Source organism: Mycobacterium timonense (genome assembly GCF_025821985.1).
GTDB lineage: Bacteria > Actinomycetota > Actinomycetes > Mycobacteriales > Mycobacteriaceae > Mycobacterium > Mycobacterium avium.
In genome coordinates this window covers 172,782-197,424 of record NZ_JACKSY010000042.1, presented here as the reverse complement: position 1 = coordinate 197,424, position 24,643 = coordinate 172,782, and the positions used below count along the sequence as shown (strand labels likewise).

The 24,643-nt window shown below is 68.0% G+C and carries 23 protein-coding genes, 1 tRNA gene and 2 pseudogenes; 10 read left to right on the top strand and 16 right to left on the bottom strand.

Annotation, left to right across the window (positions count from 1 at the left end; translation table 11 throughout):
* Positions 1-147: pseudogene (locus tag H7I87_RS12570) on the top strand (IS256 family transposase); the annotation flags it as partial.
* A 484-nt stretch (positions 148-631) separates the two neighbouring features.
* Here H7I87_RS12570 and H7I87_RS12565 read toward each other — a convergent pair.
* From H7I87_RS12565 to H7I87_RS12550, 4 genes are all read right to left on the bottom strand, one after another.
* A complete protein-coding gene (locus H7I87_RS12565) occupies positions 632-982 on the bottom strand; it encodes a hypothetical protein (RefSeq protein ID WP_139800067.1) in 351 nt (116 codons plus the stop codon).
* Between the two features lie 2 nt (positions 983-984).
* A complete protein-coding gene (locus H7I87_RS12560; protein WP_080687456.1) occupies positions 985-1,689 on the bottom strand; it encodes a DUF4145 domain-containing protein in 705 nt (234 codons plus the stop codon).
* A gap of 601 nt (positions 1,690-2,290) precedes the next feature.
* Complete coding sequence (locus tag H7I87_RS12555; RefSeq protein ID WP_003873077.1) at positions 2,291-2,599, bottom strand: hypothetical protein; 309 nt, start codon at positions 2,597-2,599, stop codon at positions 2,291-2,293.
* A 245-nt stretch (positions 2,600-2,844) separates the two neighbouring features.
* A complete protein-coding gene (locus H7I87_RS12550; RefSeq protein WP_129560193.1) occupies positions 2,845-3,273 on the bottom strand; it encodes a hypothetical protein in 429 nt (142 codons plus the stop codon).
* Positions 3,274-3,298: 25 nt separating this feature from the next.
* On the opposite strand from H7I87_RS12550, the pseudogene H7I87_RS12545 reads away from it, so the two are divergent.
* From H7I87_RS12545 to H7I87_RS12535, 3 genes and pseudogenes are all read left to right on the top strand, one after another.
* Positions 3,299-3,981: pseudogene (locus tag H7I87_RS12545) on the top strand (cutinase family protein).
* A gap of 313 nt (positions 3,982-4,294) precedes the next feature.
* Positions 4,295-4,705, top strand: coding sequence for a hypothetical protein (locus H7I87_RS12540; RefSeq protein WP_011724291.1), 411 nt, complete (start codon positions 4,295-4,297; stop codon positions 4,703-4,705).
* Positions 4,706-4,954: 249 nt separating this feature from the next.
* Positions 4,955-5,725, top strand: a complete 771-nt coding sequence (locus tag H7I87_RS12535) for an enoyl-CoA hydratase (RefSeq protein WP_003877431.1) — start codon at positions 4,955-4,957, stop codon at positions 5,723-5,725.
* Positions 5,726-5,727: 2 nt separating this feature from the next.
* Here H7I87_RS12535 and H7I87_RS12530 read toward each other — a convergent pair whose 3' ends face one another.
* The 8 genes from H7I87_RS12530 to H7I87_RS12495 form a co-directional block, all read right to left on the bottom strand.
* On the bottom strand, positions 5,728-6,894 hold the full coding sequence (locus H7I87_RS12530) for a dihydrolipoamide acetyltransferase family protein (RefSeq protein WP_023898074.1): 1,167 nt from the start codon (positions 6,892-6,894) through the stop codon (positions 5,728-5,730).
* Entirely contained in the window at positions 6,891-7,946 is a 1,056-nt protein-coding gene (gene bkdB / locus H7I87_RS12525; protein ID WP_009975912.1) for a 3-methyl-2-oxobutanoate dehydrogenase subunit beta, read from the bottom strand. Before bkdB ends, H7I87_RS12530 begins: the two co-directional genes overlap by 4 nt.
* Before the next feature lie 3 nt (positions 7,947-7,949).
* Positions 7,950-9,041, bottom strand: coding sequence for a pyruvate dehydrogenase (acetyl-transferring) E1 component subunit alpha (gene pdhA / locus H7I87_RS12520; protein ID WP_023863596.1), 1,092 nt, complete (start codon positions 9,039-9,041; stop codon positions 7,950-7,952).
* A gap of 188 nt (positions 9,042-9,229) precedes the next feature.
* Entirely contained in the window at positions 9,230-10,051 is an 822-nt protein-coding gene (locus tag H7I87_RS12515; RefSeq protein WP_019732007.1) for an HpcH/HpaI aldolase/citrate lyase family protein, read from the bottom strand.
* Positions 10,048-10,548 (bottom strand): MaoC family dehydratase, encoded by a 501-nt coding sequence (locus H7I87_RS12510; RefSeq protein WP_010949555.1) that lies wholly within the window; start codon positions 10,546-10,548, stop codon positions 10,048-10,050. The genes H7I87_RS12515 and H7I87_RS12510 overlap by 4 nt, the downstream gene beginning before the upstream one ends.
* A complete protein-coding gene (locus H7I87_RS12505; protein WP_003877427.1) occupies positions 10,545-11,711 on the bottom strand; it encodes an acyl-CoA dehydrogenase family protein in 1,167 nt (388 codons plus the stop codon). Before H7I87_RS12505 ends, H7I87_RS12510 begins: the two co-directional genes overlap by 4 nt.
* A complete protein-coding gene (locus H7I87_RS12500; protein ID WP_033726741.1) occupies positions 11,708-13,723 on the bottom strand; it encodes an acetyl/propionyl/methylcrotonyl-CoA carboxylase subunit alpha in 2,016 nt (671 codons plus the stop codon). Before H7I87_RS12500 ends, H7I87_RS12505 begins: the two co-directional genes overlap by 4 nt.
* A gap of 5 nt (positions 13,724-13,728) precedes the next feature.
* A complete protein-coding gene (locus H7I87_RS12495; RefSeq protein WP_009975900.1) occupies positions 13,729-15,318 on the bottom strand; it encodes a carboxyl transferase domain-containing protein in 1,590 nt (529 codons plus the stop codon).
* Positions 15,319-15,512: 194 nt separating this feature from the next.
* Here H7I87_RS12495 and H7I87_RS12490 point away from each other — a divergent pair, with 194 nt between their 5' ends.
* On the top strand, positions 15,513-16,169 hold the full coding sequence (locus H7I87_RS12490; protein WP_003873089.1) for an SACE_7040 family transcriptional regulator: 657 nt from the start codon (positions 15,513-15,515) through the stop codon (positions 16,167-16,169).
* 63 nt (positions 16,170-16,232) lie between these two features.
* Complete coding sequence (locus H7I87_RS12485) at positions 16,233-16,994, top strand: MmpS family transport accessory protein (protein ID WP_023863593.1); 762 nt, start codon at positions 16,233-16,235, stop codon at positions 16,992-16,994.
* A 163-nt stretch (positions 16,995-17,157) separates the two neighbouring features.
* Here H7I87_RS12485 and H7I87_RS12480 read toward each other — a convergent pair whose 3' ends face one another.
* Positions 17,158-18,498, bottom strand: a complete 1,341-nt coding sequence (locus H7I87_RS12480; RefSeq protein WP_003873091.1) for an MFS transporter — start codon at positions 18,496-18,498, stop codon at positions 17,158-17,160.
* A gap of 69 nt (positions 18,499-18,567) precedes the next feature.
* On the opposite strand from H7I87_RS12480, the gene cmrA reads away from it, so the two are divergent.
* Positions 18,568-19,374: a mycolate reductase gene (cmrA, locus tag H7I87_RS12475; RefSeq protein ID WP_009975896.1), complete on the top strand. Its 807-nt coding sequence runs from the start codon at positions 18,568-18,570 to the stop codon at positions 19,372-19,374.
* A gap of 3 nt (positions 19,375-19,377) precedes the next feature.
* Here cmrA and H7I87_RS12470 read toward each other — a convergent pair whose 3' ends face one another.
* Positions 19,378-20,943: a helicase HerA-like domain-containing protein gene (locus H7I87_RS12470; protein ID WP_019732829.1), complete on the bottom strand. Its 1,566-nt coding sequence runs from the start codon at positions 20,941-20,943 to the stop codon at positions 19,378-19,380.
* 126 nt (positions 20,944-21,069) lie between these two features.
* Between H7I87_RS12470 and orn the strand changes: the two genes are divergently transcribed.
* From orn to H7I87_RS12455, 3 genes are all read left to right on the top strand, one after another.
* On the top strand, positions 21,070-21,717 hold the full coding sequence (orn, locus tag H7I87_RS12465; protein ID WP_009975893.1) for an oligoribonuclease: 648 nt from the start codon (positions 21,070-21,072) through the stop codon (positions 21,715-21,717).
* Between the two features lie 48 nt (positions 21,718-21,765).
* Positions 21,766-21,841 (top strand) — tRNA-His (locus H7I87_RS12460).
* An 85-nt stretch (positions 21,842-21,926) separates the two neighbouring features.
* Positions 21,927-22,352, top strand: a complete 426-nt coding sequence (locus H7I87_RS12455; protein WP_011724280.1) for an Rv1352/Rv1906c domain-containing protein — start codon at positions 21,927-21,929, stop codon at positions 22,350-22,352.
* A 7-nt stretch (positions 22,353-22,359) separates the two neighbouring features.
* On the opposite strand, the gene H7I87_RS12450 is transcribed toward H7I87_RS12455, so the two are convergent.
* Positions 22,360-23,571, bottom strand: a complete 1,212-nt coding sequence (locus tag H7I87_RS12450; RefSeq protein WP_033726740.1) for a L,D-transpeptidase — start codon at positions 23,569-23,571, stop codon at positions 22,360-22,362.
* 146 nt (positions 23,572-23,717) lie between these two features.
* Positions 23,718-24,611, bottom strand: coding sequence for a DMT family transporter (locus H7I87_RS12445; RefSeq protein WP_019732827.1), 894 nt, complete (start codon positions 24,609-24,611; stop codon positions 23,718-23,720).
* Between the last annotated feature and the right edge of the window lie 32 nt (positions 24,612-24,643).

Genomic DNA, 24,643 nt, shown 5'->3' with positions numbered 1-24,643 from the left:
CTGGCCGGCTCCGTTCTCGTCGAAGCCCACGACGAATGGCAAATCGCCGAAAAGCGCTATCTCTCCGAGACCACCCTGGCCCTATTACATCCCCGCTCCGATTCAGCCGACCAATCCGTTGCCGCCCCCGCCGCCATCACGGCATAGTGGAAACTCGCAGAGCCTCAAGCGAAACGCCGACCGGCTTTACACCACTTCACGGGGCACAACCCACGATTCTCATCCTGCGTGAGAGGGGAAATCCGAAAATCCCGCAGCCTGGGGCGATGAGTGCGGCCGCCGGCACTGCTGCCAAGGATTTTGCCTTGTCGCTCACCGATTCCATCGACACGACGAACAGGCCAGCTACCAGGAGAATAAGGCCCGTGAGGACGGGTACTGCGCGCGTTACTCTGCGGCTTGCAGGAAGGGGCCCTCGTTTCTCATAAATCTTGGGCGGTCTGGTCTGACCTTTGATTCGCCCGATAGCTGTGACACTTTCGCGAGCCGGGGAGCTACTGTCGTAAATCACTATAATGAGCCAACCACCGGGATCGAGTGTGTATGGCCTGACGTTGACCGGCTTTGTTCCTGTGGAGCCATCAACACTGATTTCGAGAAGTTGATGAGGTTCGGCTCCGACTGGCCGAGATCATTGATGTCCGAAACCGTTGCGCCGCTTTGCCGGATCGCCAAAGGAGCAAGGAGATCGCCTGCTTCGACAACTGCTTGCCAGTGTTTTTGACCTCAGTTCAGTGATGAAGGGGTTGCTAACTTTGTTCGCGCCGTAGATGACCTTCAAGATTTCAGGTCGGTCGCGGCTGGTGACAATCGGTGTATCCGAAAGGATTTGATAATCCAGGTGTTTTGAGTCCTTGTCTCGGTTACGCCAGTGCAACGCAAGACCTGTGGTGATCAGGAACAGGACCACCGCGACCACAACACCAGACAGCCATGAGTTGCGCGATAGGAAGCTATCCGCCAGTAGCGATCCGTCCCCCAATTTCACTCCTGGGCGTGGTCGCTGCCGACATCTGGCTCTAGGTCTCCTTCATAGGGTTCAGCGGCTGTACCAACGAAAACTGTTGGTATACTTGCTTGCTTGGGTATCTCATACAGACTGACGAAGAGATAATTCATGAACAGCAGGATCTTTCGGGCATCGCCTTCAGTGATGTTAGGAAGCTCGTGGTTCGCTCGGTTGCCAATGTTCTTTATTTCCACCGCAAGGGGCTCGTTCGCGGCAGTGATCACCCCATTGTCTAGGAGGTACTGGACGGCCTGCGCAAAGGTGATGTTGCGTGGCGTGGCTCCAGGGTTCTGACTTCGTTCATGCGTGAAAACAAGGTGTAGCAACAGCTTTCGGCACAGCATGGCGACCGCATTGTAGGCATTGACCGATAGGCAGCTTCGAATTTCCTCCCACAGCAGCTTCTCCGCATCCGGCGTACCGTCCGGCGTGGGGTACTCTCTCTTGCCCGGTGATATCGCCCCGTCGTTGTCAACTGCGCCCCGCCTGCACTTCACGCAGTAAAGCCAAACATTGACGAGCCTATTCTGGTTTTGCGGTGTTCGTACAAACCGCTGAGCAACGGCGAATGTCATCGGAGCAGCACAATTCGGGCACTCCTTTGCCATCCAGGCCTCTTCGGCGGCGGCGTTGTAGGAGCCCTGACCGCTTGCCGTAGTTATGCCGTTCGTGACACTCATCGGTCTTTGAACTCTTCCGTGCGTTGTTTGACAAGAGCCAGTGCCCTAGCTGCCAGCACCCTAGCGCGGAGGACCGACGGATTTCGGAAGGAAACGCCGTGAGCGATACAACAGCCTCCCCGGCTGCTGCCGCTGGCATTTCCGCCGCTGTATCGGGCAAGCCCCATTACTGTCCGGAGCACGGCAAACCCGGCCTGTACCCACCTTGTCACCCCCGCGAGCAAAGTTGCTGGGATCACTGGCGACCTGGGCTTTTGCCGATTACTGTCCTGTATCGGTTTGCTGGCTTTCAGCAGCGTAGGGACACTGGGGCATTAGGGCAGCTGCAAGGGCCACGGCAAGCACAGCCGTTGCTAGACGCCCGTCAGCAACGGCCGAAAAGTCCTTCTAATCCTAGGTCGCACGTTCGAGTCGTGCCGGGGGCACCGAGACCGTTGTATGACCTTGGCCTCCGCGACCGGGCGTCGCGCCAACCCCTCGGTGGCGAGCGATTGCCCGGTGGCGGGCCGGCCCCTGTCGCCTAGGTAGTCACGAGGACTACCTAGGCGATCGATGACAGGAGCATGCCGACGCTTGTCAGCGACGACGTGACAGCGGGTGGCTAGACCTCGATCGTCTGGCTGACGTAGTTCTCCCAGGTGGCGATCTGTGCCGAGTCCACGAGCAGGCCCTGGTAATCCGGGTCACTGCTGAGGCTCTGCTGGATCTGGCCGTAGGTGGCCCAGTCCTTGGCGGTGGTCAGGAAGCCGATGGAGTTGGTGCCCTGGCCTCCGACCATGTTGACCAGCACCGTGACGTTCTCCGCGCCGTGTTTGCGGGCAAGCCCGCTGGCGCGCTTGAGTTGCTTTTGGATGTCGTCCCACGCGACCCCGGGGTTGGGATGGACGAGGGTGGTGGCAAGGATGGTCATGAGCAGAACCTTCCGCGAGAGGGGACAGGGACTCTAAAAGTCTCCGGCGCGGCGGAACGAGTCGTCTAGAGTAGCCGACTACGCCATTTTCGCGGGCTCGGGTAAGTGGACCCGTGACGTCGCGCCCGCAGGCGGCGTGCGGTATTTTCGCGGCACCCGGCACGCGGGGGTTTGAACCGGGCGCGGCGGGGAACAGAAATTTGACAGGCGCAAAGGCTTGTGGCTGCGGTCACAGGAACCGCTTCTCACCGACTGAACAGGAAAATCGATCGGGATGCCAGCCAGTAGAAGTCGAAGTTCAGCAAACCGATTCCGGCAAAAACAAGCGCTGATGACGCCGTGCTTGAATCCGAACCACAAATACATTCAGGAGTGCCCTGGATGTCATTCGATACACGAAACACAAAATCAAGACGACGAGTATTGTATTCACTGCAAAGACGACAATACGAAGCCGCTTTGCCGGTAGCCATCAATTGGCGGGGCGCCGCGAATCGGCCGCCGAACTCAGCACGCCAAACGCCCAGCCGGCGCACATCTAAAACCGTTGTGCCACAACGGAAGTCAGCAGGGCAGCGTCGCATCGCCCCGTTCTTCGGCCCAGCGGCGAGACGCCGGACCTGGGTCAACGGGGCACCAGGGTGGATCGCGGCGGCGAATTCCCGGCGCGCCACGCTCCCGATATGTCAGCATGGGCGGGTGAACGCACGCCGATGGGCGGGTTTGCTGGGCGCCGGGGCAGTGACGGCCGGGGCGACGCTGCTGGGCGCGCCGCTGCCCGCATCCGCCGCGCCGTGCCCCGACATCGAGGTGACGTTCGCCCGCGGCACCGCCGAGCCGCCCGGGGTGGGCGGGGTTGGGCAGGCATTCGTCGAGGCGCTGCGCAGCCAGGCCGGCGCCCGGTCGCTGGGCGTGTATCCGGTCAACTACCCCGCCGACGACGATTTCGCCGCCTCGGCGTCCGCCGGCGCCGGCGACGCCAGCGCTCACGTCCAGTCCATGGTGGCCGACTGCCCCAAACCAAGCTGGTGCTCGGCGGATATTCCCAGGGCGCCATGGTGATCGACCTGATCACCATCGCGCAGGCGCCGGTGGCGGGGTTGATTCCGCAGACGCTGAACGCCGACCAGGCCGAGCACGTATCAGCGCTGGCCCTGTTCGGCAATCCGTCCGACCGGTATCTGGGCGCGCCGGTCAGCGTGGTCAGCCCGTGGTACGGGGCCAAAGCCATTGACTTGTGCGCACCCGGCGATCCGGTGTGCACTCCTGGCGGACCGCTGGCGCTGCCGTCGCACGACGAGATGGTCTCCCCCGCGCACCTGTCCTACCGACAGTCCGGCATGCCGGCCCAGGCCGCGACTTTCGTGGCGGCCCACCTCTGAGCCGATCGGCCGCAGCCGAAACACGTTGCGCCACTTCAACTATGGACGCCGCGGCGCCGGAACGGCACACCAGGGCCGCGCTCGTCGGGTCCGGCGCGGTCACGACCGGGATCAAGCACCGCGGAAAACGCACGCCGAACCGCCGGTCATGGCGTTTCGGGCACGCTAAACGGACCGCACCTGCGCCGAAAAATCAAGTGTTGTGAAAAGTTTGCGGTTTCAGCATTCTGGGAACAGCGTGTCAAGACGAGCAGATGACGCTCACGGGGAGATCATTACTTAGAGCGTCTTCTCTTCGAGGGGTTGGCGAAACATGGCGTCGAGTGACTGGCAGCCGGTGGTCCGGGTTGGGAAACCGAGGTTCATAGCCGGAGTTGGCAATCGAATCAAAGTCGAAGTCAAGACCAGGGGCTGGCTGAGCCGCGACTGGCGTTGCTACTTCGGATCGCAAGTCTCACAACAACAACTCGACGCGCGGTACACGTCGTATCCGTGTTGGGACGAGATCCAGCGCATCGAGGGTTCCTGCGCCGAGCACGACGCCGAGCGCTACATCGAAATGATCGATGCCGCAATCCATTACGCTAACACCAGATTGCGCAACGATGCTCTGCCGCCGACGATGACGTACGGCTCACGCAGCGACTACCGGGCCTGTGCGGTGCGCGCACGCCAGGCCGAACTCGATGAGCTGGCCAAGAAATTGGCGAAACCCGAGGCCTGACCGCGCCGGCGCGCCGTGACGGGCCGGCCGCGCCGACCGCGCCCGCCCGTCGCCCCGCGAGCAGACGCAAAAGCACCCGACACGCCGGGCTTCAGGGCGCTTTTGTGACTGCTCGCGCTGGGACCGGGCGAGGGGACTGCTCGCGCGGGGGCCCGGCAAGGCCTCGCAGTACCCTTACCTCGCCCTGTCGCCGCGTCACTCCTGGCGGCGAGCCGAGACCGCAGCCCACACCCGAACCGGAGGTGCCCGATGGCCCAGTCAAACCTCGTCCTGCTCGACATCGAGAACCACGTCGCGCTCATCACCGTCAACGATCCCGACCGGCGCAACGCGGTGACCGCCGAGATGTCGGGGCGGTTGCGCGAGGCCGTCGAGCGGGTCGAGGCCGACTCCGACGTGCACGCCGTGGTGATCACCGGCGCCGGCAAGGCGTTTTGCGCCGGCGCCGACCTCAGCGCCCTGGGCGCCGCCGGCGGAGGCTCGGCCGAGACGGGGCTGCAGCAGCTTTACGACGGCTTCATGGCGATCGGAAGTTGCCGGCTGCCCACCATCGCCGCGGTCAACGGCGCGGCCGTCGGCGCGGGCCTGAACCTGGCCCTGGCGGCCGACGTGCGCATCGCCGGGCCCGCCGCCCTGTTCGATCCGCGATTCCAGCAGCTGGGCCTGCACCCGGGCGGAGGCGCCACCTGGATGCTGCAGCGCGCGGTGGGCCCGCAGGTCGCCCGCGCGGCCCTGTTGTTCGGCATGCGCTTCGACGCCGAGGCCGCGGTGCGCCATGGCCTGGCGCTCAGCGTCGCGGACGACCCGGTGGCCGCGGCGCTCGAACTGGCCGCCGGCCCGGCGGCCGCCCCGCGCGAGGTGGTGCTGGCGACCAAGGCCACGATGCGCGCCACCATCAGTCTCGGCTCGCTCGACAACGAACAGCATCAGCACGCCATGCGCACCGAGCTGGGCCCGCAGGCACATTCCATTCAATCACCGGAGTTCGCACAGCGATTGGCCGCCGCGCAACGCAAGTAGGCTCACAAATCCAGCAGCGCGGTTTCCGGCGATTCGATCAAATCCCGCAGCTCGCAAACGAATCGAGCCGCCTGCGCGCCGTCGGCGATGCGGTGGTCGAACACGGCGCTGAGCGACATGGTCGGGCGCACCACGACCTCCGTGCCGACGGCCACCGGGCGTGGCTTGATCGCACCCATCCCCAGGATGGCCGCTTCGGGGTGGTTGATCACGGGCACACCGTCGTCCACGCCTAGCGCCCCGAAGTTCGACACGGTGAACGTCGATCCCCGCAGCTCCCCCGGCGTGAGCGAGCCGGCACGCGCGCCGGAGATCAATTCTGCTGCCCGACTTGCCAATTCACGAGTCGTCTTGGTGTGTGCGTCGGCGATGACCGGCACCAGCAGGCCCCGTTCGGTGGCCACCGCGACGCCCAGGTGCACCCGATGCTCGATGCGCACCTGCGGCCCCTGCGGGGTGTCGACCCAGGTCGAGTTCATGATCTCGTTGCGGCGCAACGCGATGACCAGCAGCCGCAGCGTCAGCACGAACGGCGTTATCCTCTGCTCCGCCGGACCCAGCCGCTCGGACAGCCGGACCAGTGCGGTGCAGTCGACCTGCACGCTAACCGTCGCGGCCGGAATCTCCTTGTGCGACAAGGTCATTTTGTCGGCCATCCGGGCCTGGACGCCCTGAACCGGCCGGACCTCGGCCCCGTTGCCGGTGCCGTGGGCCGCCGAGAGCACATCCTCGCGGGTGATGACGGCGCCGGAGCGGGGCCGCAGCGAGCCGAGGTCGACCATCAGCTCCTTGGCCAGCTTGCGCACCGGAGGGGCAGCCAGCGGGCGGGCGGTCCGCCGGCTGGTGTCGATCCCGGCATCGGCGCCGTAACCGACCAGTGTGGGCGCCGTCTCGGCCGCTGGCGGCTCGCCGCTCTCGGGGGCGGTGTCCAGCCGCACCAGCACCGCGCCCACCTTGAGCACATCGCCCTCGGCGCCGTTCATTTCGACGATCCGCCCCGCGTACGGGCTGGGCAGCTCCACCTCGGCCTTGGCCGTCTCCACCGTGCACAACACCTGGTTGAGCTCGACGTCGTCGCCCACCGCGACGTTCCAGTGCGTCACGGTCACCTCTTCGAGTCCCTCGCCGAGATCCGGGACCAGAAACGGTTTGACGCGCTCGTCGCTCACGGCAGCTCCAACGTGCGCTCGACGCAGTCCAGCAGCCGGTCCGGGCCCGGCAGCCACCACTTCTCCAGCCGGGCCGGCGGGTAGGGGGTGTCGAATCCGCACGCGCGCAACACCGGCGCCTCCAGTTCGTAGAACAACTCCTCCTGGATGCGGGCGGCCAGCTCGGCTCCGTAACCCAGGGTCCGCGGCCCCTCGTGCATCACCACGCACCGACCGGTCCGGTGGATGGACGTCGCGATGGTGTCGAAGTCCAGCGGCACCAACGACCGCAGGTCGATGACCTCCAGGCTCCAACCGCGTTGGCGCTGAGCCTCTTCGGCGGCCCCGACCGCCGTGCCGACCAGACTGCCGTAGGTCACGACGGTCACGTCGGTCCCCGCCCGGCGCACCATCGCCCGCCCGATCGGCGGTTCGGGCCGGCCGGCGTCCACCAGGCCGCGGCCTTGGTAGCGACGCTTGGGCTCCAGGTACATCACCGGGTCCGGGCAGGCGATGGCGTGGCGCAGCAGCCAGTACGCGTCGGCCGGGTTGGACGGCACCACCACCTTCAGGCCGGCGGTGTGCGCCCAGTACGACTCGGTGGATTCCGAATGATGTTCGGCGGCACCGATTCCGCCGAACGACGGTACCCGGACCGTCACCGGCATGTCGATCGCGCCGCGGGTCCGGGTGCGGTACTTCGCCAGATGGCTGACCACTTGGTCGAACGCCGGGTAGGAGAACCCGTCGAACTGGATCTCGGGCACCGGCACGAAGCCGCGCAGCGCCAGCCCCACCGCGATGCCGATGATCGCGGATTCCGCCAACGGCGTATCGAAGCAACGACTCTCGCCGAACGCCTCCGCCAGCCCTTCGGTCACCCGGAAGACCCCGCCCTGGACCGCGACGTCTTCACCGAACACCAGCACCCGCTCGTCGGCGGCCATCGCGTCGTGCAGGGCACGGTTGAGCGCCTGCACCATGGTCAACGCCTGCGCGCCGAGCGCGACGTCCTGCACTGCCGCGGTGAGGGTTTCGCCGTGGCCGGTCGGGCGATCAGCGAGCTGGGTCATCTCTCAATCACTTTTCTCGAGTTCGGTCCGCAGCGCACGGCGCTGCGCCTGCAGCTCCGGCGTGATTTCGGCGTACACCGCGGTGAACACCTCGTCGACGTCGAGATCGGGCGCATCGAACACCGCGTCGCGCAGCTCGGCGCGCATCCGCGTGGCGCGCCCGATCACCCGCTCCTCCAAGCGCTCCGACCACAGGCCCTGGCCCTGCAGGTAGCTGCGGTAGCGCGGGATCGGGTCCAGCGCGGCCCAGTGGTCGACCTCGTCCTGTGTCCGGTACCGGGTCGGGTCATCGGAGGTGGTGTGCGGCCCCAGCCGGTAGGTGATCGCCTCGATCAACGTCGGGCCGCCCCCGGCGCGGGCCCGGGCGGCGGCCTCGGCCGTCACCGCGTAGCAGGCCAGCACGTCATTGCCGTCCACCCGGATGCCGGGCATCCCGTAGCCAATTGCCTTGTGCGCCAACGACGGTGCGGCGGTCTGTTTGGCGACCGGCAGGGAAATCGCCCACTGGTTGTTCTGCACGAAGAACACGCAGGGTGTGCGGAACACGGCGGCGAAGTTCAGCGCCTCGTGCACGTCGCCCACACTGGTGGCTCCGTCGCCCAGGAACGCGATCGTCACCGAATCTTCGCCCAGCCGTTGGGCGGCCATCGCCGCGCCCACCACGTGCAGGGTTTGGGTGCCGATCGGGATGGACAGCGGAGCGCAGCACTTGTCGGTGAATCCCAGTCCGCCGTGCCACGTTCCGCGCCACACCGCCCCGACGTTGCCGGGCGGGATGCCGCGCACCAAAAAGGCGCCGAGTTCCCGGTATTGGGGGAACAACCAGTCGGTTTTGCGCAGGCAGGCCGTCGCGCCCACCTGAGCGGCTTCCTGACCGCGGCAGGACGCGAACAGCGCCAACTGGCCTTGGCGTTTGAGGTTCACGAATTCGCCGTCGAGCTCCCGGGTGAGCACCATCATCTCGTAGAGCCAGCTCAGCGTCTCCGCGGGAAGCTCACGGCTGTAGCGATGTTCGGGGGTCGGGGTGCCGTCGGCGGCGACGAGTTGCACCGGTTGCAGGTCGACGGTCATCGGCGGCTGAGATGTCTGCGCCATACCGCCTCCCTTGCTCGGTGCATACCGCGAGCGGAAGTCGATCGCCAGCTACACGAAAGGCTTCGCTCGCCGCGACACTGGCGTACTCACCATTATGCGCCCGAATCAGAAGAGACCGCGTTGATTGCACCGACGGCCCGGACGTGTCGCCGCTCAGCCGGGCGGGCGGGCCGGCCGCGGCGGGACGGTCAGCCCGCGGCCGTCTCACCCGCCCGGCGCAGCATCATCTGCGCGTGCTTGAGCACCGGCGAGTCGACCATCTGTCCCTCGAATGCGAACACCCCGCGTTCGCTGCGGGCGGCCGCCAGCACCCGTCGCGCCCAGTCCAGCTTCTCCTCGGGCGGGCGGTACGCCTGGCGCACCACCGGAACCTGGCTCGGGTGGATGCACACCGTTCCGGCAAAGCCCAGCGCGACGGCGTCTTCGGCCTCGGCCCGCAACCCGTCGAGGTCGCGGATGTCCAAGTGGACGGCGTCGAGCGCGGCCCGGCCGAAGGCCGACGCGGTCAGCAGGGCGGTCGAGCGCACGTGGTGGGCGACGTCCCGGTAGCTGCCGTCGGCCCGGCGGCTCGAGCTGCCGCCGAGCGTGGCGACCAGGTCCTCGGCGCCCCACATCAGCGCCACCGTGTTCTGGGCCGCCGCGATCTCGGTGGCGAACACCGCCCCGCGCGGGGTCTCCAGCAGCGCGATCACCCCGCGCGGCGCCAGGGTCTGCACCTGGACCGCCGATTCGGTCTTGGACAGCATCACCGTGGTGTACGCGGTACCGGCCAACGCCTCCAGATCGCGGGCGTACTCGTCGGTGTCGGCGGCGTTGACCCGCACCACGGTGCGCTCGGGGTCCAGCGGCGTCTCCAGCAATGCCTTGCGGGCGGCGGGCTTGTCCGCCTCGGCCACGCCGTCCTCCAGGTCGAGGATCACCACGTCGGCGGCCGCGGCTGCCTTGGCGAAACGCTCGGGACGGTCGGCCGGGCAGAACAGCCATGCCGGACCGGCGGCGTGCGGGTTCACGGGGCCTCCTGGTCGCTTGGGCGCTTCTGCACCAGCGTGGTGCGCACGGCGCGGGCCACGACGTCGCCGTGCTGGTTGCGCCCGGTGTGCTCGAGGGTGACGATGCCCTCGCCGGGCCGGCTCTTGGACTCGCGCTTGCCGGTGCAGACGGTTTCGGCGTAGAGGGTGTCGCCGTGGAAGACGGGCTTGGGGAACGACACCTCGGAGAAGCCCAGGTTGGCCACGATGGTGCCGAGCGTCAGCTGCGACACCGACAGCCCCACCAGGGTGGACAGGGTGAACATGGAGTTCACCAGCCGCTCGCCGCGAAAGCCCGGCTGCTGCGCGGCCCAGGCCGCGTCGAGGTGCAGCGACTGGGTGTTCATGGTCAGCGTGGTGAACAAGACGTTGTCGGCCTCGGTGATCGTGCGACCGGGGCGGTGCAGGTAGGTGGTGCCGATCTCGAACTCTTCGAACCACAAGCCGCGCTGGACAACCGATTTGACTGGTTCGCTCATGACAGCCCCAGCGAGCGGGCGATGAGCATCAGCTGCACCTCGGTGGTGCCCTCGCCGATTTCGAGGATCTTGCTGTCGCGGTAGTGACGGGCCACCGGATATTCGTTCATGAAGCCGTAGCCGCCATGGATCTGGGTTGCGTCGCGGGCGTTGTCCATCGCCGCTTCCGACGCGATCATCTTCGCGATCGCCGCCTCCTTCTTGAAGGGCTTGCCCGCCAACATCTTTGCAGCCGCATCGTAGTACGCGGTGCGGGCCACGTGGGCACGCGCCTCCATTCGGGCGATCTTGAAGCTGATCGCCTGATAGCTACCGATCGGTTGACCGAACGACTGGCGCTCCTTGGCGTACTTGACGCTCTCGTCGACGCAGCCCTGCGCGGCGCCGGTCGCCAGTGCGGCGATCGCGATGCGGCCCTCGTCCAGGATGGACAGGAAGTTCGCGTAGCCCGTCCCGCGGGCCCCGAGCAGGTTCTCTTCCGGCACCCGGGCGTCGGAAAAACTCAGCGGGTGGGTGTCCGACGCGTTCCAGCCCACCTTGCTGTAGACCGGTTCGACGGTGAATCCCGGTGTGCCGCTGGGCACGATGATGGTGGAGATCTCCTTCTTGTCCGCGCCGACCGTGCCGGTGACGGCGGTGACGGTGACCAGCGACGTGATGTCGGTTCCCGAGTTGGTGATGAATTGCTTGCTGCCGTTGATCACCCATTCGCCGTCCTCGAGCCGGGCGGTGGTGCGGGTGGCGCCGGCGTCGGAACCGGCGCCCGGCTCGGTGAGCCCGAAGCCGGCCAGCGCCCGCCCGGCCGTCAAGTCCGGCAGCCACTTGCGTTTCTGTTCCTCGTTGCCGAACCGGTAGATCGGCATGGCGCCCAGGCTGACCCCGGCCTCCAGGGTGATGGCCACCGACTGGTCGACCTTGCCCAGTTCCTCCAACGCCAGCGACAGCGCGAAGTAGTCGCCGCCCATGCCGCCGTACTCCTCGGGGAAGGGCAGGCCGAACAGGCCCATCTCCCCCATCTTGGCGACGACCTCGTACGGAAAGCTGTGTTCCTCATCGTGTTTGGCTGACACGGGGGCGACGACGGTCCGCGCGAACTCGGCGACGGTGTCGCGCAGGTCCTGGTATTCCTTGGGCAGCGTTCCCGCGGTGAGGGATGTGGTCATGTCTCGTCCTTACTCGAATCGGCCGGCGGGTCGGATTCCTCGGGCACCACCCGGGCCAGCACCTGGTCCACGCTCACCTGGTCGCCGACGCAGACCAGCACCTCCACCCGTCCGGAAACCGGCGCGGCCAGCGAGTGCTCCATCTTCATCGCCTCCACGACGACCACCACGTCGCCTTCGGAAACGTCGCTGCCCGAAGGGGTTTGGACGGCGATCACGCTGCCCGGCATCGGGCTGAGGATCTCGGCCCGCTGCGGGCCGGCGGCGCGGTGAATGGTGGTCTGTTCGGCCTCGCGCAGGTGCCAGGTTCCGCGCTCGTCGGCGATCCACAGGTGCCGGTCGGCCTCGGCCCAGCGGTAGTCGCGGCGCCGGCCGTCCAGCGTCACACTGATCCGGTCCGGCCCGAGATGCGCGCTGGCCGAAAGCCTTTCGCCGGCACCGACCTGTACTTCGGCGGCCTCGGGTGGCCCCCACACCGACACCGTCTCGGTACGCAGCGCGGTGCGCATGTCGGTACGGACCGGTGCCGGGCTACCGCCGGCCCGCCACCCCGTCGGCGCCGCCCACGGGTTGCCGGCGAAGCGGCGCGCCCGGGCGGCCAGCGCCGATTGCCGGTACAGCCCGGCCGCGGCGAGCACGTCGTCGGGTGCGGGCAGCGGCGCCCAGTCGGCCAGCCGCCCATCCAGCAGCGCGGTGTCCAGATCGCCGGCGCGTACCCGTTCGTCGGCCAGCAGGAAGCGCAGGAACTCGACGTTGGTCTGGACGCCCAGGATCGCGGTGTGGCTCAACGCCCGGTCGAGTCTGGCCAGCGCCTCGTCGCGGTCGGCCCCGTGGGCGATCACCTTGCTCAGCATCGGGTCGTAGTCGCTGCCCACCACGGTGCCGGGCAGCAGCGAGGAGTCGACCCGCACGCCGTCACCGGACGGCTCGAAGACGCCCAGCACCCGGCCGCCGGTGGGCAGGAAGCCCCGCGCCGGATCCTCGGCGTACACCCGGGCCTCGATCGCGTGCCCACGCAGTTCGATGTCGTCCTGGGCGAACACCAGCTTCTCGCCGGCGGCCACCCGCAGCTGCCATTCCACCAGGTCCAGCCCGGTCACCGCCTCGGTGACCGGATGCTCGACCTGCAGCCGCGTGTTCATCTCCATGAAGAAGAACTCGTCTGGCCGATCGGCGGAGACGATGAACTCCACCGTGCCGGCGCCGACGTAGTCGACGCTGCGGGCGGTGTTGCAGGCGGCCGTCCCGATCCGCGCCCGGGTCGCCGGGTCGAGCAGCGGCGACGGCGCCTCCTCGATGACCTTTTGATGGCGCCGCTGCAGGCTGCACTCGCGTTCGCCGAGATGCACGACGTTGCCGTGCGTGTCGGCCAGGATCTGCACCTCGACGTGCCTGGGGCGCAACACAAATCGTTCCAGAAAGAGCGTGTCGTCGCCGAACGACGAGGCGGCCTCGCGCCGCGCGCCCACCAGCGCCTCGCGCAGCCTGCCCGGATCTTCCACCAGGCGCATGCCCTTGCCGCCGCCGCCCGCCGACGGCTTGATCAGCACCGGGTAGCCGATCTCTTCGGCGGCGGCCACCAATTCGTCGTCGCCCAGCCCCGGTTTGGCCACCCCGGGCACCACCGGGACGTCGAATTCGGCGACGGCGTTCTTGGCGGTGATCTTGTCGCCCATCACCTGGATCGCCCGTGCCGGCGGGCCGAGGAACACCACCCCGGCCCGTTCGCATGCCGCAGCGAAATCGGCGTTCTCGGAGAGGAATCCGTACCCGGGATGGATCGCCTGCGCCCCGGTGCGCGTCGCCGCCTCGACGACCTTGTCGATGTTCAGGTAGCTGTCCCGGGCCGCGGCCGGCCCCAGCCGCACCGCTTCGTCGGCCTCGAGCACATGCCGCGCAGCGGCGTCGGGATCGCTGTAGACGGCGACCGACCGGATGCCCAGCCGGTGCAGGGTGCGGATCACTCGCACCGCGATCTCGCCGCGGTTGGCCACCAATACCGTTTCGAACACTGCACTCACATCCGGAAGACGCCGTAGCCGACGGGCTCCAACGGCGCCTGCGCGCACACCGAAAGGGCTAGCCCGACAAAGGTTCTGGTGTCGGCCGGGTCGATGATCCCATCGTCCCACAGCCGGGCGGTTGAATAGTAGGGGTTGCCCTGGTCCTCGTACTGCGCCCGGATAGGCGCCTTGAACGCCTCTTCCTCCTCGGCCGACCAGGGCTTGCCGGCCGCGGTGAGCTGCTCACCGCGCACGGTGGCCAGCACCGAGGCGGCCTGCTCGCCGCCCATCACCGAGATCCGGGCGTTGGGCCACATCCACAGGAAGCGCGGCGAGTAGGCCCGCCCGCACATCGAATAATTGCCCGCGCCATAGGATCCGCCGATCACCACGGTCAGCTTGGGCACCCGCGCGCAGGCGACGGCGGTGACCATCTTGGCGCCGTGCTTGGCGATGCCGCCGGCCTCGTAGTCGCGTCCCACCATGAACCCGGCGATGTTCTGCAGGAACAGCAGCGGCACCTTGCGTTTGTCGCAGAGCTCGATGAAATGTGCTCCCTTCAAAGCGGATTCGCTGAACAGCACACCGTTGTTGGCGACGATGCCCACCGGGTGGCCGTGGATGTGGGCGAACCCGGTCACCAGCGTCTTGCCGTAATTGGCCTTGAATTCGCTGAATTCGCCGCCGTCGACCAACCGCACGATGACCTCGTGCACGTCGTAGGGCACCCGCGGGTCGGGCGGCACCACGTCGTAGAGCTCGTTCTGCGCGGCCTTGGGCGGGACCGGGGTGCGCACCTGCCACGGGCTGGGCTCGCGCGGGCCGAAGGTGGCCGCGATCGAGCGGACGATCCGCAGCGCGTGCTCGTCGTCGTCGGCGAGGTGATCGGTCACCCCGGAGATACGCGAGTGCAGGTCGCCGCCGCCCAGCTCTTCGGCCGACACCACCTCTCCGGTCGCCGCCTTGACCAGCGGCGGGCCGCCCAGAAAAATCGTGCCCTGCTCGCGCACGATGACGGCTTCGTCGCTCATCGCCGGCACGTAGGCGCCGCCGGCCGTGCAGGAGCCCAGCACCGCCGCCACTTGCGGAATTCCCTTGGCGCTCATGGTCGCCTGGTTGTAGAAGATGCGGCCGAAATGCTCGCGGTCGGGGAACACCTCGTCTTGGCGCGGCAAGAAGGCGCCGCCGGAGTCGACCAGGTAGATGCACGGCAGCCGGTTCTGCAGCGCCACCTCCTGGGCGCGCAGGTGTTTTTTGACCGTCATCGGGTAGTAGGTGCCGCCCTTGACCGTCGCGTCGTTGGCGACGATCACGCACTCGCGCTCGGACACCCGGCCGATCCCGGTGATGATTCCGGCTCCCGGGGATTCGTCGTCGTACATGCCGTCGGCGGCCAGCGGCGAGAGTTCCAGGAAAGGGCTACCCGGGTCGAGCAGGCGGTCCACCCGTTCGCGGGGCAGCAGCTTTCCGCGGCTGACGTGGCGTTCGCGGGCGCGCTCGTTGCCGCCCAGCGCGGCCGCGGCCAGCTTGGCATTCAACTCGCCGACCAGCCGGCGGTGCTCGTCGGCGAACGACACCGGGTCAGCCTTCGCGGGTGCGGCCATCACCTTGTCCATCGCCGCAGCAGCCTCCTTGCCGTCGGGCGGTCGGAGCTTTGAGTTAATTCTGATTAACTCGGTGGTCGAGAATACCATCGTCGCCGTTGCCGGTCCAGGGAGCGGGCACCGCGGCACGATACGAGTTAATTGCGAATAACTCGTGCTAGGTTGGGCGGGATCGACACAGACGGAGGTCCGTCATGACAACGTCTGCCTCCGAAAGCCGGGCCGGCGGCGCGCAGCCGCCAAATCGGCGGAGCCAGTTGAAGTCTGACCGCCGGCTCCAGCTACTGTCCGCCGCCGAGCGGCTGTTCGCCGAGCGCGGTTTCCTGGCGGTGCGGCTGGAAGACATCGGCGCCTCGGCCGGCGTCAGCGGTCCGGCCATCTACCGGCACTTCCCCAACAAGGAGTCGCTGCTGGTCGAATTGCTGGTCGGGATCAGCACTCGGCTGCTCGCCGGCGCCCGGCAGGTCCGCGCCCGCAGCGCCGATGCCGCCGCCGCGCTGGACGGCCTGATCGACTTCCACCTCGACTTCGCGCTGAACGAACCCGACCTGATCCGGATCCAGGACCGCGACCTCGCCTACCTGCCCAAGCCGGCCGAGAGGCAGGTGCGCAAGGCGCAACGGCAGTACGTCGAGGTCTGGGTGGGGGTGTTGCGCGAGCTGAACCCCGAGCTGGCCGAGGCCGATGCCCGGCTGACCGCGCACGCCGTGTTCGGTCTCCTCAATTCGACGCCGCACAGCATGAAGTCCCAGGATTCCGGGCGCGGCAAGCCGGCCCGCGCCGCCCGATCGCGCGCCATCATGCGGGCCATGACGGTCGCTGCGCTGGCGGCCGGAAACCAGTGCCCGTGAGCCCGCCGTCGTAAGGTGAGTCAGGGCGTCAGCGCCGAGCCCGGGTACCCTGCAAGCCATGAGGTGGACATGAACGATTCACGTCCCACCGAGCGGTTCAGTCCGCCGCAGCCGCGGTACTCGCCGTCCGTCGAACCGGCGTATGCCGACCAGACTCCGTACGCGCCCACCTACGGCCCGACGATGTCACCCTGGGCGCCCGCCGCGAACGAAACCAACCCGACCAAGCAGCTGCCCGCCTACTGGCAGCAGGAGCTTCCCCCGGGCGGCGACCCGCACGCCCCGGGCATGGCTCCGCCGCCGGGCGAGCCGAAATCGCCGCGCTGGCTGTGGATCGCCGCGGGCGCGGCGGTGCTGCTGGTGGTCGCCCTGGTGATCGCGCTGGTGCTCGCCAACGACGCGATCAAGACGCAGACCGCCGTGCCGCCGTTGCCGGCCATGCCGGAGCCAAGCCCGGACACCCCGACGACGTCGACGCACAGGTCCCCCTCGCTCATCCCGGCGCCGATACCGCCCACCAGCGAGCCCGAGCCGCCCACCGCGACGACCGGCCCGGCCGCGATGCAGGACGTCGTCTACACCGTGTCCGGGGAGGGCCGGGCGATCAGCATCATGTACATCGACACCGGCGACCTCATCCAGACCGAATTCAATGTCGCGTTGCCGTGGAGCAAGCAGGTCAGCCTGTCCAAGTCCGCCGTGCACCCGGCCAACGTCACGATCGTCAACATCGGTCACAGCGTCACCTGCACCGTGACCGTCAACGGGGTTCAGGTCAGCAGACGCGTCGGCGGGGGGTTGACCATCTGCGACGCCCGCGGCTGAGCGAACATCGCGGCCCGCCGACCGTGGGGCCTATGCACGATTGCCGGCGCGCGGACGGACGTATCCCCCACACTCGGCGCGGCGGCGGCAGGTCGCGGGCGGCGTCAGGTCGCAATGACGCGGCGGCAGGTCGCCGTGGCGGCGGCAGGTCGCCGTGGCGGCGTCATGCCGCTTCGACGGCGACGGGGGCGCGGCGCGGGACCCGCACCGCGAGCATGGCCAGCAGCCCGGCGGTCAGCACCAACGAGATCCCGCCGAGGCCGGCGCGCACCGCCCCGAACGCGTCGACGAACACCGAGAACAGCCACGGCGCCACGAACGACACCGCCCGCCCGGTCATGGTGTAGAGGCCGAACGCGACGCCTTCCCTGCCGTGCTTGGCCATCTGCAGCAGCAGGGCGCGCGACGACGATTGCGACGGCCCGATGAACATGCACAGCAGCAGGCCACAGGCCCAGAACGCCACCGGCCCGGACAACGCCATCAGGGTCAGCCCCAGCACGACGATGGCCAGCAGGGACGCGACGATGACGGGCTTGGATCCGACCCGGTGGTCGACGAAACCGCCCAGCACCGCACCCACGGCGGCCACCACGCTGGCCGCCACCCCGAACACCAGCACGTCGGCCTGGGAGATGCCGTAGACGTTGACGCCGAGCACCGCGCCGAAGGCGAAGATCGCCGCCAGTCCGTCCCGGAACAGCGCGCTGGCGAACAGGAAGTACACCAGGTTGCGATCGCGCCGCCATTCCTCGCGGACCTCGGTCCACAGCTTGCGATATCCGCCCAGCATGCTCGTCGGCCGATACCCCTCGGCGGACTCGGTGAGCCGGTGCGCGACGAACAGCAACGGCAGCGCGAACAGCGCCAACCAGGCCGCGGCCACCAGCATCGCCTCCCGCACATAAAGCCCGTCGCGCAACGGAACTCGCAGCAGCCCGCGCGTGGCATCCGGGCCTGAACCCGATCCGGCGATGAAGCCGGTGTAGATCACCAGCAACAGCAGGACGCTGCCGACATAGCCCGCCGCCCAGCCGAACCCGGAGATCCGACCGGCGGTGCGCGGCGTCGAGAGCTGGCGCAGCATGGCGTTGTACGGGACGCTGGCCAGATCGCCGCAGGCCGCCGTCGCCCCCAGCAGCACCAGGCCCGCCCACAGATAGCCGGGCCGATCGCGGATGAAGAACATCGAGCCGGTCAACGTCACCGCTAACGCGGTCAACACGCTCAGCGCCACCCGCCGCCGATGCGGCGACTCCACCCACACGCCGACGGCGGGCGCCAGCAGCGCGACCGTCAACCCGGCGATGGCCGCCGCCCGGCCCAGCCAACTCGCCGGCGTGGTGCTGCCGCCGATGCCCACGCCAACACTGCTGGTCAAATAGACGGCGAAGACGAAGGTGGCCACGATCGCGTTCAGCCCGGTCGAGCCGCAATCCCAGAGCGCCCACGCCACCACCCGCGATCGCACGGGGGCGGCGGCACGCGACTCCGGCTGGCTCATGCCCGGCAACTCTATCGGCGCCGGCGATCGCCCGCCGATCGCCGTTCGCGCGCTGTCTACGATTGGCGCATGCCGATCCCCGCTCCCAGCCCCGAGGCGCGCGCGGTTGTCACCGGAGCGTCGCAGAACATCGGTGAAGCGCTCGCCACCGAACTCGCCGCCCGCGGGCACCATCTGATCGTCACCGCGCGACGGGAGGACCTGCTCAAGGACCTGGCCGCCCGGCTGACCGAGAAGTACCGGGTCACCGTCGAGGTGCGCCCGGCCGATCTGGCCGACGCGGGTGAGCGCGCCACCCTGTGCGACGAGCTGGCCGCGCGGCCCATCTCGGTGTTGTGCGCCAACGCCGGCACCGCAACCTTCGGTCCCGTCGCCACCCTCGACCCGGCCGGCGAGAAGGCCCAGGTGCAGCTGAATGTCCTTGGGGTGCATGACCTTACGCTGGCGGTGCTGCCCGGCATGGTGGAGCGCCGCGCCGGCGGCATCCTGATTTCCGGTTCGGCGGCCGGCAACTCGCCGATCCCCTACAACGCCACCTACGCGGCCACCAAGGCCTTCGTCAACACGTTCAGCGAGTCGCTGCGCGGGGAACTCCGCGGCTCCGGGGTGCATGTGACGCTGTTGGCGCCCGGCCCGGTGCGCACCGACCTGCCCGACGACGCCGAGGCCTCGATCGTCGAGCGGCTGGTGCCCGACTTCTTGTGGATCTCCACCGAGCACACCGCCCGGGTGTCGCTGGATGCGTTGGGCCGCAACAAGATGCGCGTCGTGCCCGGGCTGACGTCCAAGGCCATGTCGGTGGCCAGCGGGTATGCCCCACGCGCGATTGTCGCGCCCATCGTGGGCAGCTTCTACAAGAAGCTGGGCGGCGGGTAGGAGTTACTTGCGGCGACGGCCTCCGCCGCCGAACTTGAGCCGAATGATCTCCCGGATCCCGGTGTTCACCGCGCTCTGTACGTCGCGGTCGTGCCAGAGCCTTTCCAGCAGGCCCGGCCCTTTGGGCTCCGCGGGTTCCGGCATCGGCGGAACCGGGCTATTCGGCGGGACGGGCGGGTAGTCGGACTGGGCTTGCGGCGACCGCGATCCGGTCGGTGCTTGCGGGCCCGGCGGGGGCTGGGCCGGTTGTTGCACCGTTTGGCCGTACTTCGCTTGCAGCTCACTGCGTTTGGCCGCCTTCGTGATCTCCTCTGTCCCGATCGACGCCATCAGCGAGCGGGGCACCCGCATCCGGGTCCAGGCCACCGGCGTGGGTGCGCCCTTCTCGGAGAGCACGGTCACGACGGCCTCGCCGATTCCCAGCGACGTCAACGCCGACTCCAGATCGTAGACATCGGTTTTCGGGTAGGTGCGCACGGTCTTGGACAGCGCCTTCTGGTCGTCGGGCGTGAAAGCCCGCAGCGCGTGCTGAATTCGCGCACCCAGCTGGGACAGCACGTCGTTGGGAATGTCGGTGGGTAACTGGGTGCAGAAGAACACCCCGACTCCCTTGGAGCGGATCAGCTTCACCGTCTGTTCGACCTGTTCCAGGAAGGCCTTGGACGCGTCGGCGAACAGCAGGTGCGCCTCGTCGAAGAAGAAGACCAGCTTGGGTTTGTCGATGTCGCCGACCTCGGGCAGTTGGGTGTACAGGTCGGCGAGCAACCACATCAGGAAGGTGGAGAAGATGACCGGGCGCACCGACTGGCCGGTGAACTCCAGCAGCGAAATGACGCCTTGGCCTTGATCGTTGGTGCGCAGCAGATCGTTCGGGTCGAGCTTGGGTTCGCCGAAGAAGGTGTCGCCGCCCTCGGCATCGAGGTTCACCAGCGCCCGCAGGATCACGCCCGCCGTCGTCGCCGACACGCCGCCCAGGGACTTCAGATCTTCCTTGCCCTCGTCGCTGGTGAGGTGGCTGATGGCACCGCGTAGATTGTCGGTGGTGACCAGCGGCCAGTTCCGCTCCTTGGCCCAGTGGAAGATCAGCCCAAGCGTCGATTCTTGAGTAGCGTTGAGCCCCAATACTTTTGACAGCAATACGGGCCCGAAGCTGTCGACGGTCGCGCGGATCGGCACGCCAATCCCGTTGGTACCCAACGACAGGAACTCCACCGGGAACCCCGAGGGTTGCCAATCATCGCCGGTGTCCTTGGCGCGCGCGGCGGTTCGGTCGTCGCCCTGCCCCGGCCGCGACAGCCCGGACAGGTCACCCTTGACGTCGGCCATCAACACCGGCACGCCCGCGGCGCTGAGCTGCTCGGCGATCAGCTGCAGCGTCTTGGTCTTGCCGGTGCCCGTCGCACCGGCCACCAGGCCGTGCCGGTTCACCGTCGCGAGCGGGATGCGGATCTGCGCCGACGGGTCGGCCGCACCGTCGATGACGACCGTGCCCAATTCCAATGCCTGGCCCGCGACGGCGTAGCCGTCCGCGATCCGCGTCGCCGGTGTTGCCGCTGAATCGGTGCTCATCGTGCTGCGCCCCTCTTCCCCCGGGTGATTCGGCATGCACTTCGCCAACGCTCAACCCTACGTCGCGGGCCGATCCGGGGGCGAGGGCCGGCACGGAGGTCGCCGCCCCGCATTAGGGTGAGCGCTGTGCGCGACGAATTGGTGTGGATCGACTGCGAAATGACCGGACTCGATCTCGGTTCGGACAAGCTGATCGAGATCGCGGCCCTGGTCACCGACGCCGAGCTGAACGTGCTCGGCGACGGCGTCGACGTGGTGATCCACGCCGACGACGCCGCGCTGGCGGCGATGGGCGAGGTGGTCACCGAAATGCATTCGCGCTCCGGGCTGATCGATGAGGTGAAAGCGTCCACGGTCGACCTGGCCACCGCCGAGGAGATGGTGCTGGACTACATCCGCACTCACGTCAAGGCCCCCAAGACGGCGCCGCTGGCCGGGAATTCGATTGCCACCGACCGCGCGTTCATCGTGCGCGACATGCCCGCCCTGGACTCCTACCTGCACTACCGCATGATCGATGTGAGCTCCATCAAGGAGCTCTGCCGGCGCTGGTACCCGCGGATCTACTTCGGCCAGCCGGTCAAAGGGCTGACCCACCGGGCCCTGGCCGACATCCACGAATCCATCCGGGAGCTGCAGTTCTACCGGCGCACCGCGTTCGTCGCCCCGCCGGGACCGTCTACCAGCGAAATCGAGGCGGTGGCCGCCGCCCTCGACGAGGGAAAAGACGCACCGGGACCTAGCGATTCGGCCAGCGCACCGCCCACCGGTTAGTATCGACGTCGCCGCGTTCACCCGCACCGGGATCGGATGGCGGCCATGGTGGCTGTAGTTCAGCTGGTAGAGCACCAGGTTGTGATCCTGGGTGTCGCGGGTTCGAGTCCCGTCAGCCACCCCACCGGTCGGCCATGCGTGGCCGTCCACTGCGCGTTCAGGTCGTGCGGAGCCCGCACGACGCTCGTGCACCGGTAACCAGAAAAGTAGTGAACAGACAACGTCCCGCCTGGCCCGCAGCCCCGTGGCGTCGCTCGCCGGGCAAGACGGCCGCCGTCGCCGGGGCGGCGTTATTCCTGGCGGGCTGCGGCGGGTCGACCCCCACGGCAACGACGGTCATCTCGACACCGCCGGCGCAGACCAAAACCGTCACCGTGACCGTCACCCCGCCGCCCCCGCCGGGACCGAAGACCTCGATCGAGACCAACGGGACGTTCATCGTCAACAAGGAGATCGCGGCCGGCACCTACCGCACCGACGGCAAAAGCGGTTGCTATTGGGCGCGGCTGCGCAGCTTCGACACCAACGACATCATCGACAACAACGTCGGCGACGGCGCCCAGGTCGTCCGGATCCTGCCGACCGACGTCGCCTTCATGACCAGAAGCTGCGGGATCTGGCGCAAAATCGACTGACCCGGCGTCAGGTGTTGGCGTTGCCCGCCTTCCACTGCGACCACGGGATGTTCCAGTCGCCCAGCCCCTCGGTGCCGGGCAGTGTCGGCCCCACGGTGTGCACGACCTCGACGATGTCGCCGCTCTTGCTGTGGTCGTAGAACCATTCGGCGTTGCTGGGGCTCACGTTGAGACAGCCATGGCTGGTGTTGGTGTGCCCCTGGGCACCGACCGACCACGGCGCCGAGTGCACGAAGACGCCGCTGTAGGACATCTGCGTGGCCCAGTCGACTTCGGTGCGATATCCGTTGGGCGAGTTGACCGGAACGCCGTAGGTGGAGGAGTCCATGATGATGTGCTTGAACCGCGCCCCGACGATGTAGATGCCGTTGGCCGTCGGGGTGCTGTCCTTGCCCATCGAGGTCGGCATGGTCTTGACCACTTCACCGTTGACCCGCACCGTCACCGTCTTGGTGGTGTCGTCGGCGGTCGAGATCACCTCGTCGCCAATGGTGAAGTGCGTCTTGACGTTGTCCTCGCCGAACATACCGTCGCCCAGGTCCACCCCGTAGGTGTTGACGGCCACATCGATGACGGTCCCGGACTTCCAGAAATGCTCTGGGCGCCAACGCACTTCGCGATTGTTGAGCCAGTAGAAGGCGCCCTCCACCGGAGGATTGGTGGTGATGGTAATGGCCCTTTGGGCCGCGGCCCGGTTGGCGATGTTCTCGTCGAAGCGGATCGCCACCGGTTCGCCGACGCCGACCACCTCGCCGTCGGCCGGGCTGACGTAGGGCATGGTCAGGTGCGCGGGGGAACTGGTCTCGAAGGTCATCTGCTTGCTGGCCGCGCCGCCCAGGCCGGTCGCCTTCGCGGTCAGCGTGTAACGCCGGTTGTAGCCGAGCTGCTCGGTGGTCGACCAGCGCAGGCCGTCGGGGCTCAGTTGCCCGCTGATCGACCTGCCGTTCTCGTTGACCATGGTGACCGAGGCCAGCACGCCGTCGGCGACGCTGACGGTCACCGGCGCATCCACCGTCACGCCGACGGCGCCGTCGCTCACCGAGGCGGTGAGCTTGGGCACCAGCAGGTCGGCGAACGGGGTGCCCTTGTCGAAGATGACCTTGGGCGGCGCTGCCGTGTGGCCGCCGCCGCAGGCGACTGCCCCCACAGCAACCAAAGCCATCGCAGCTGCCAGCCACGATCGGCGTCCACGCAAAGGCGTCATCCAGTGACCTTCCATCTCACGTCGCACAGTTGGTCACCGCTGACCACAGGTAGCTGCCGGCATTCTAATGGGTTTCGGGCGTCGTCCCGTGCGCATCCGCGCCGGCGGCGGCCGTCCGGTGTCGGCACCGAAATCGACTCGCAATCCGGCGAGTCAGCAAACTAGGCGGGCTGGTGCAGTTGCGCCTCGGCCCGGTCGCGGGTCGCGACGGCCTCGACGCGGGCGAGCTTGATGATGGCCGCCGTCATCACCACCACGGCCACCAGCAGCGCGACCGTCCCGGCCCGGCCGGTGTCCAGCGTCTCGCCCAGCACGACCACGCCCAGCACCGACGCCACCACCGGCTGCGACACCTGCAGGGTTGGCATCGACGCGGTCAACGGCCCGGCCCGAAACGCCGCCTGACTCCACACCACGCCCCCCAGCGCGACCAGGATGCAGGCATACAGCTCCGGGGTCCGGGTCACCACCCCGACGCCCTGCCCCAGCCGCGCCATCACCTCCTTGGTGAGCACCGCGAACACGCCCCACAGCGACCCGGACACGAAGGCGAACAGCACCGCGGCCACGGCGCCGCCCCGGACCCGGCCGGCCACCACGCAGCCGGCCAGCAGCGGCCCCAGCACCAGGGCCACCACCGCCCAGGTGCGCAGCGGCGCCCCGGCGTGGCCGGTCTGCGGATTGCCCACGACGACGACCACGGTCACCGCCGCGGTGAGCAGGGCCGCCCAGACCCATTCGCCCGCGGTCACGGCGCGGTGCGACAGCCGGGCGTTGATGGGCAGGGCGAAGAGCACCGAGAACATCAGCAGCGCCTGCACCAGCAACACCGAGCCGCCGCCCAGGGCGGCGGCCTGCAACCCGATGCTCGCCAGCAACAGCACGGCGCCCCACCACCACCGCTGGCTGCGCAGCAGTCCGGCGAACAATTCGACCGGGCCCAACTCGCGGTCGGTGATGCAATGCGCCGCCCGCTGCTGCAACACGTCCCCGGTCGCGACGCACAGCGCGGAGCTCAACGCGAGTAATGCGGCGATGATCTCGGTTCGGGGCACGAGGATTCTCCGTCCGAAAGTTATTGCCCTAC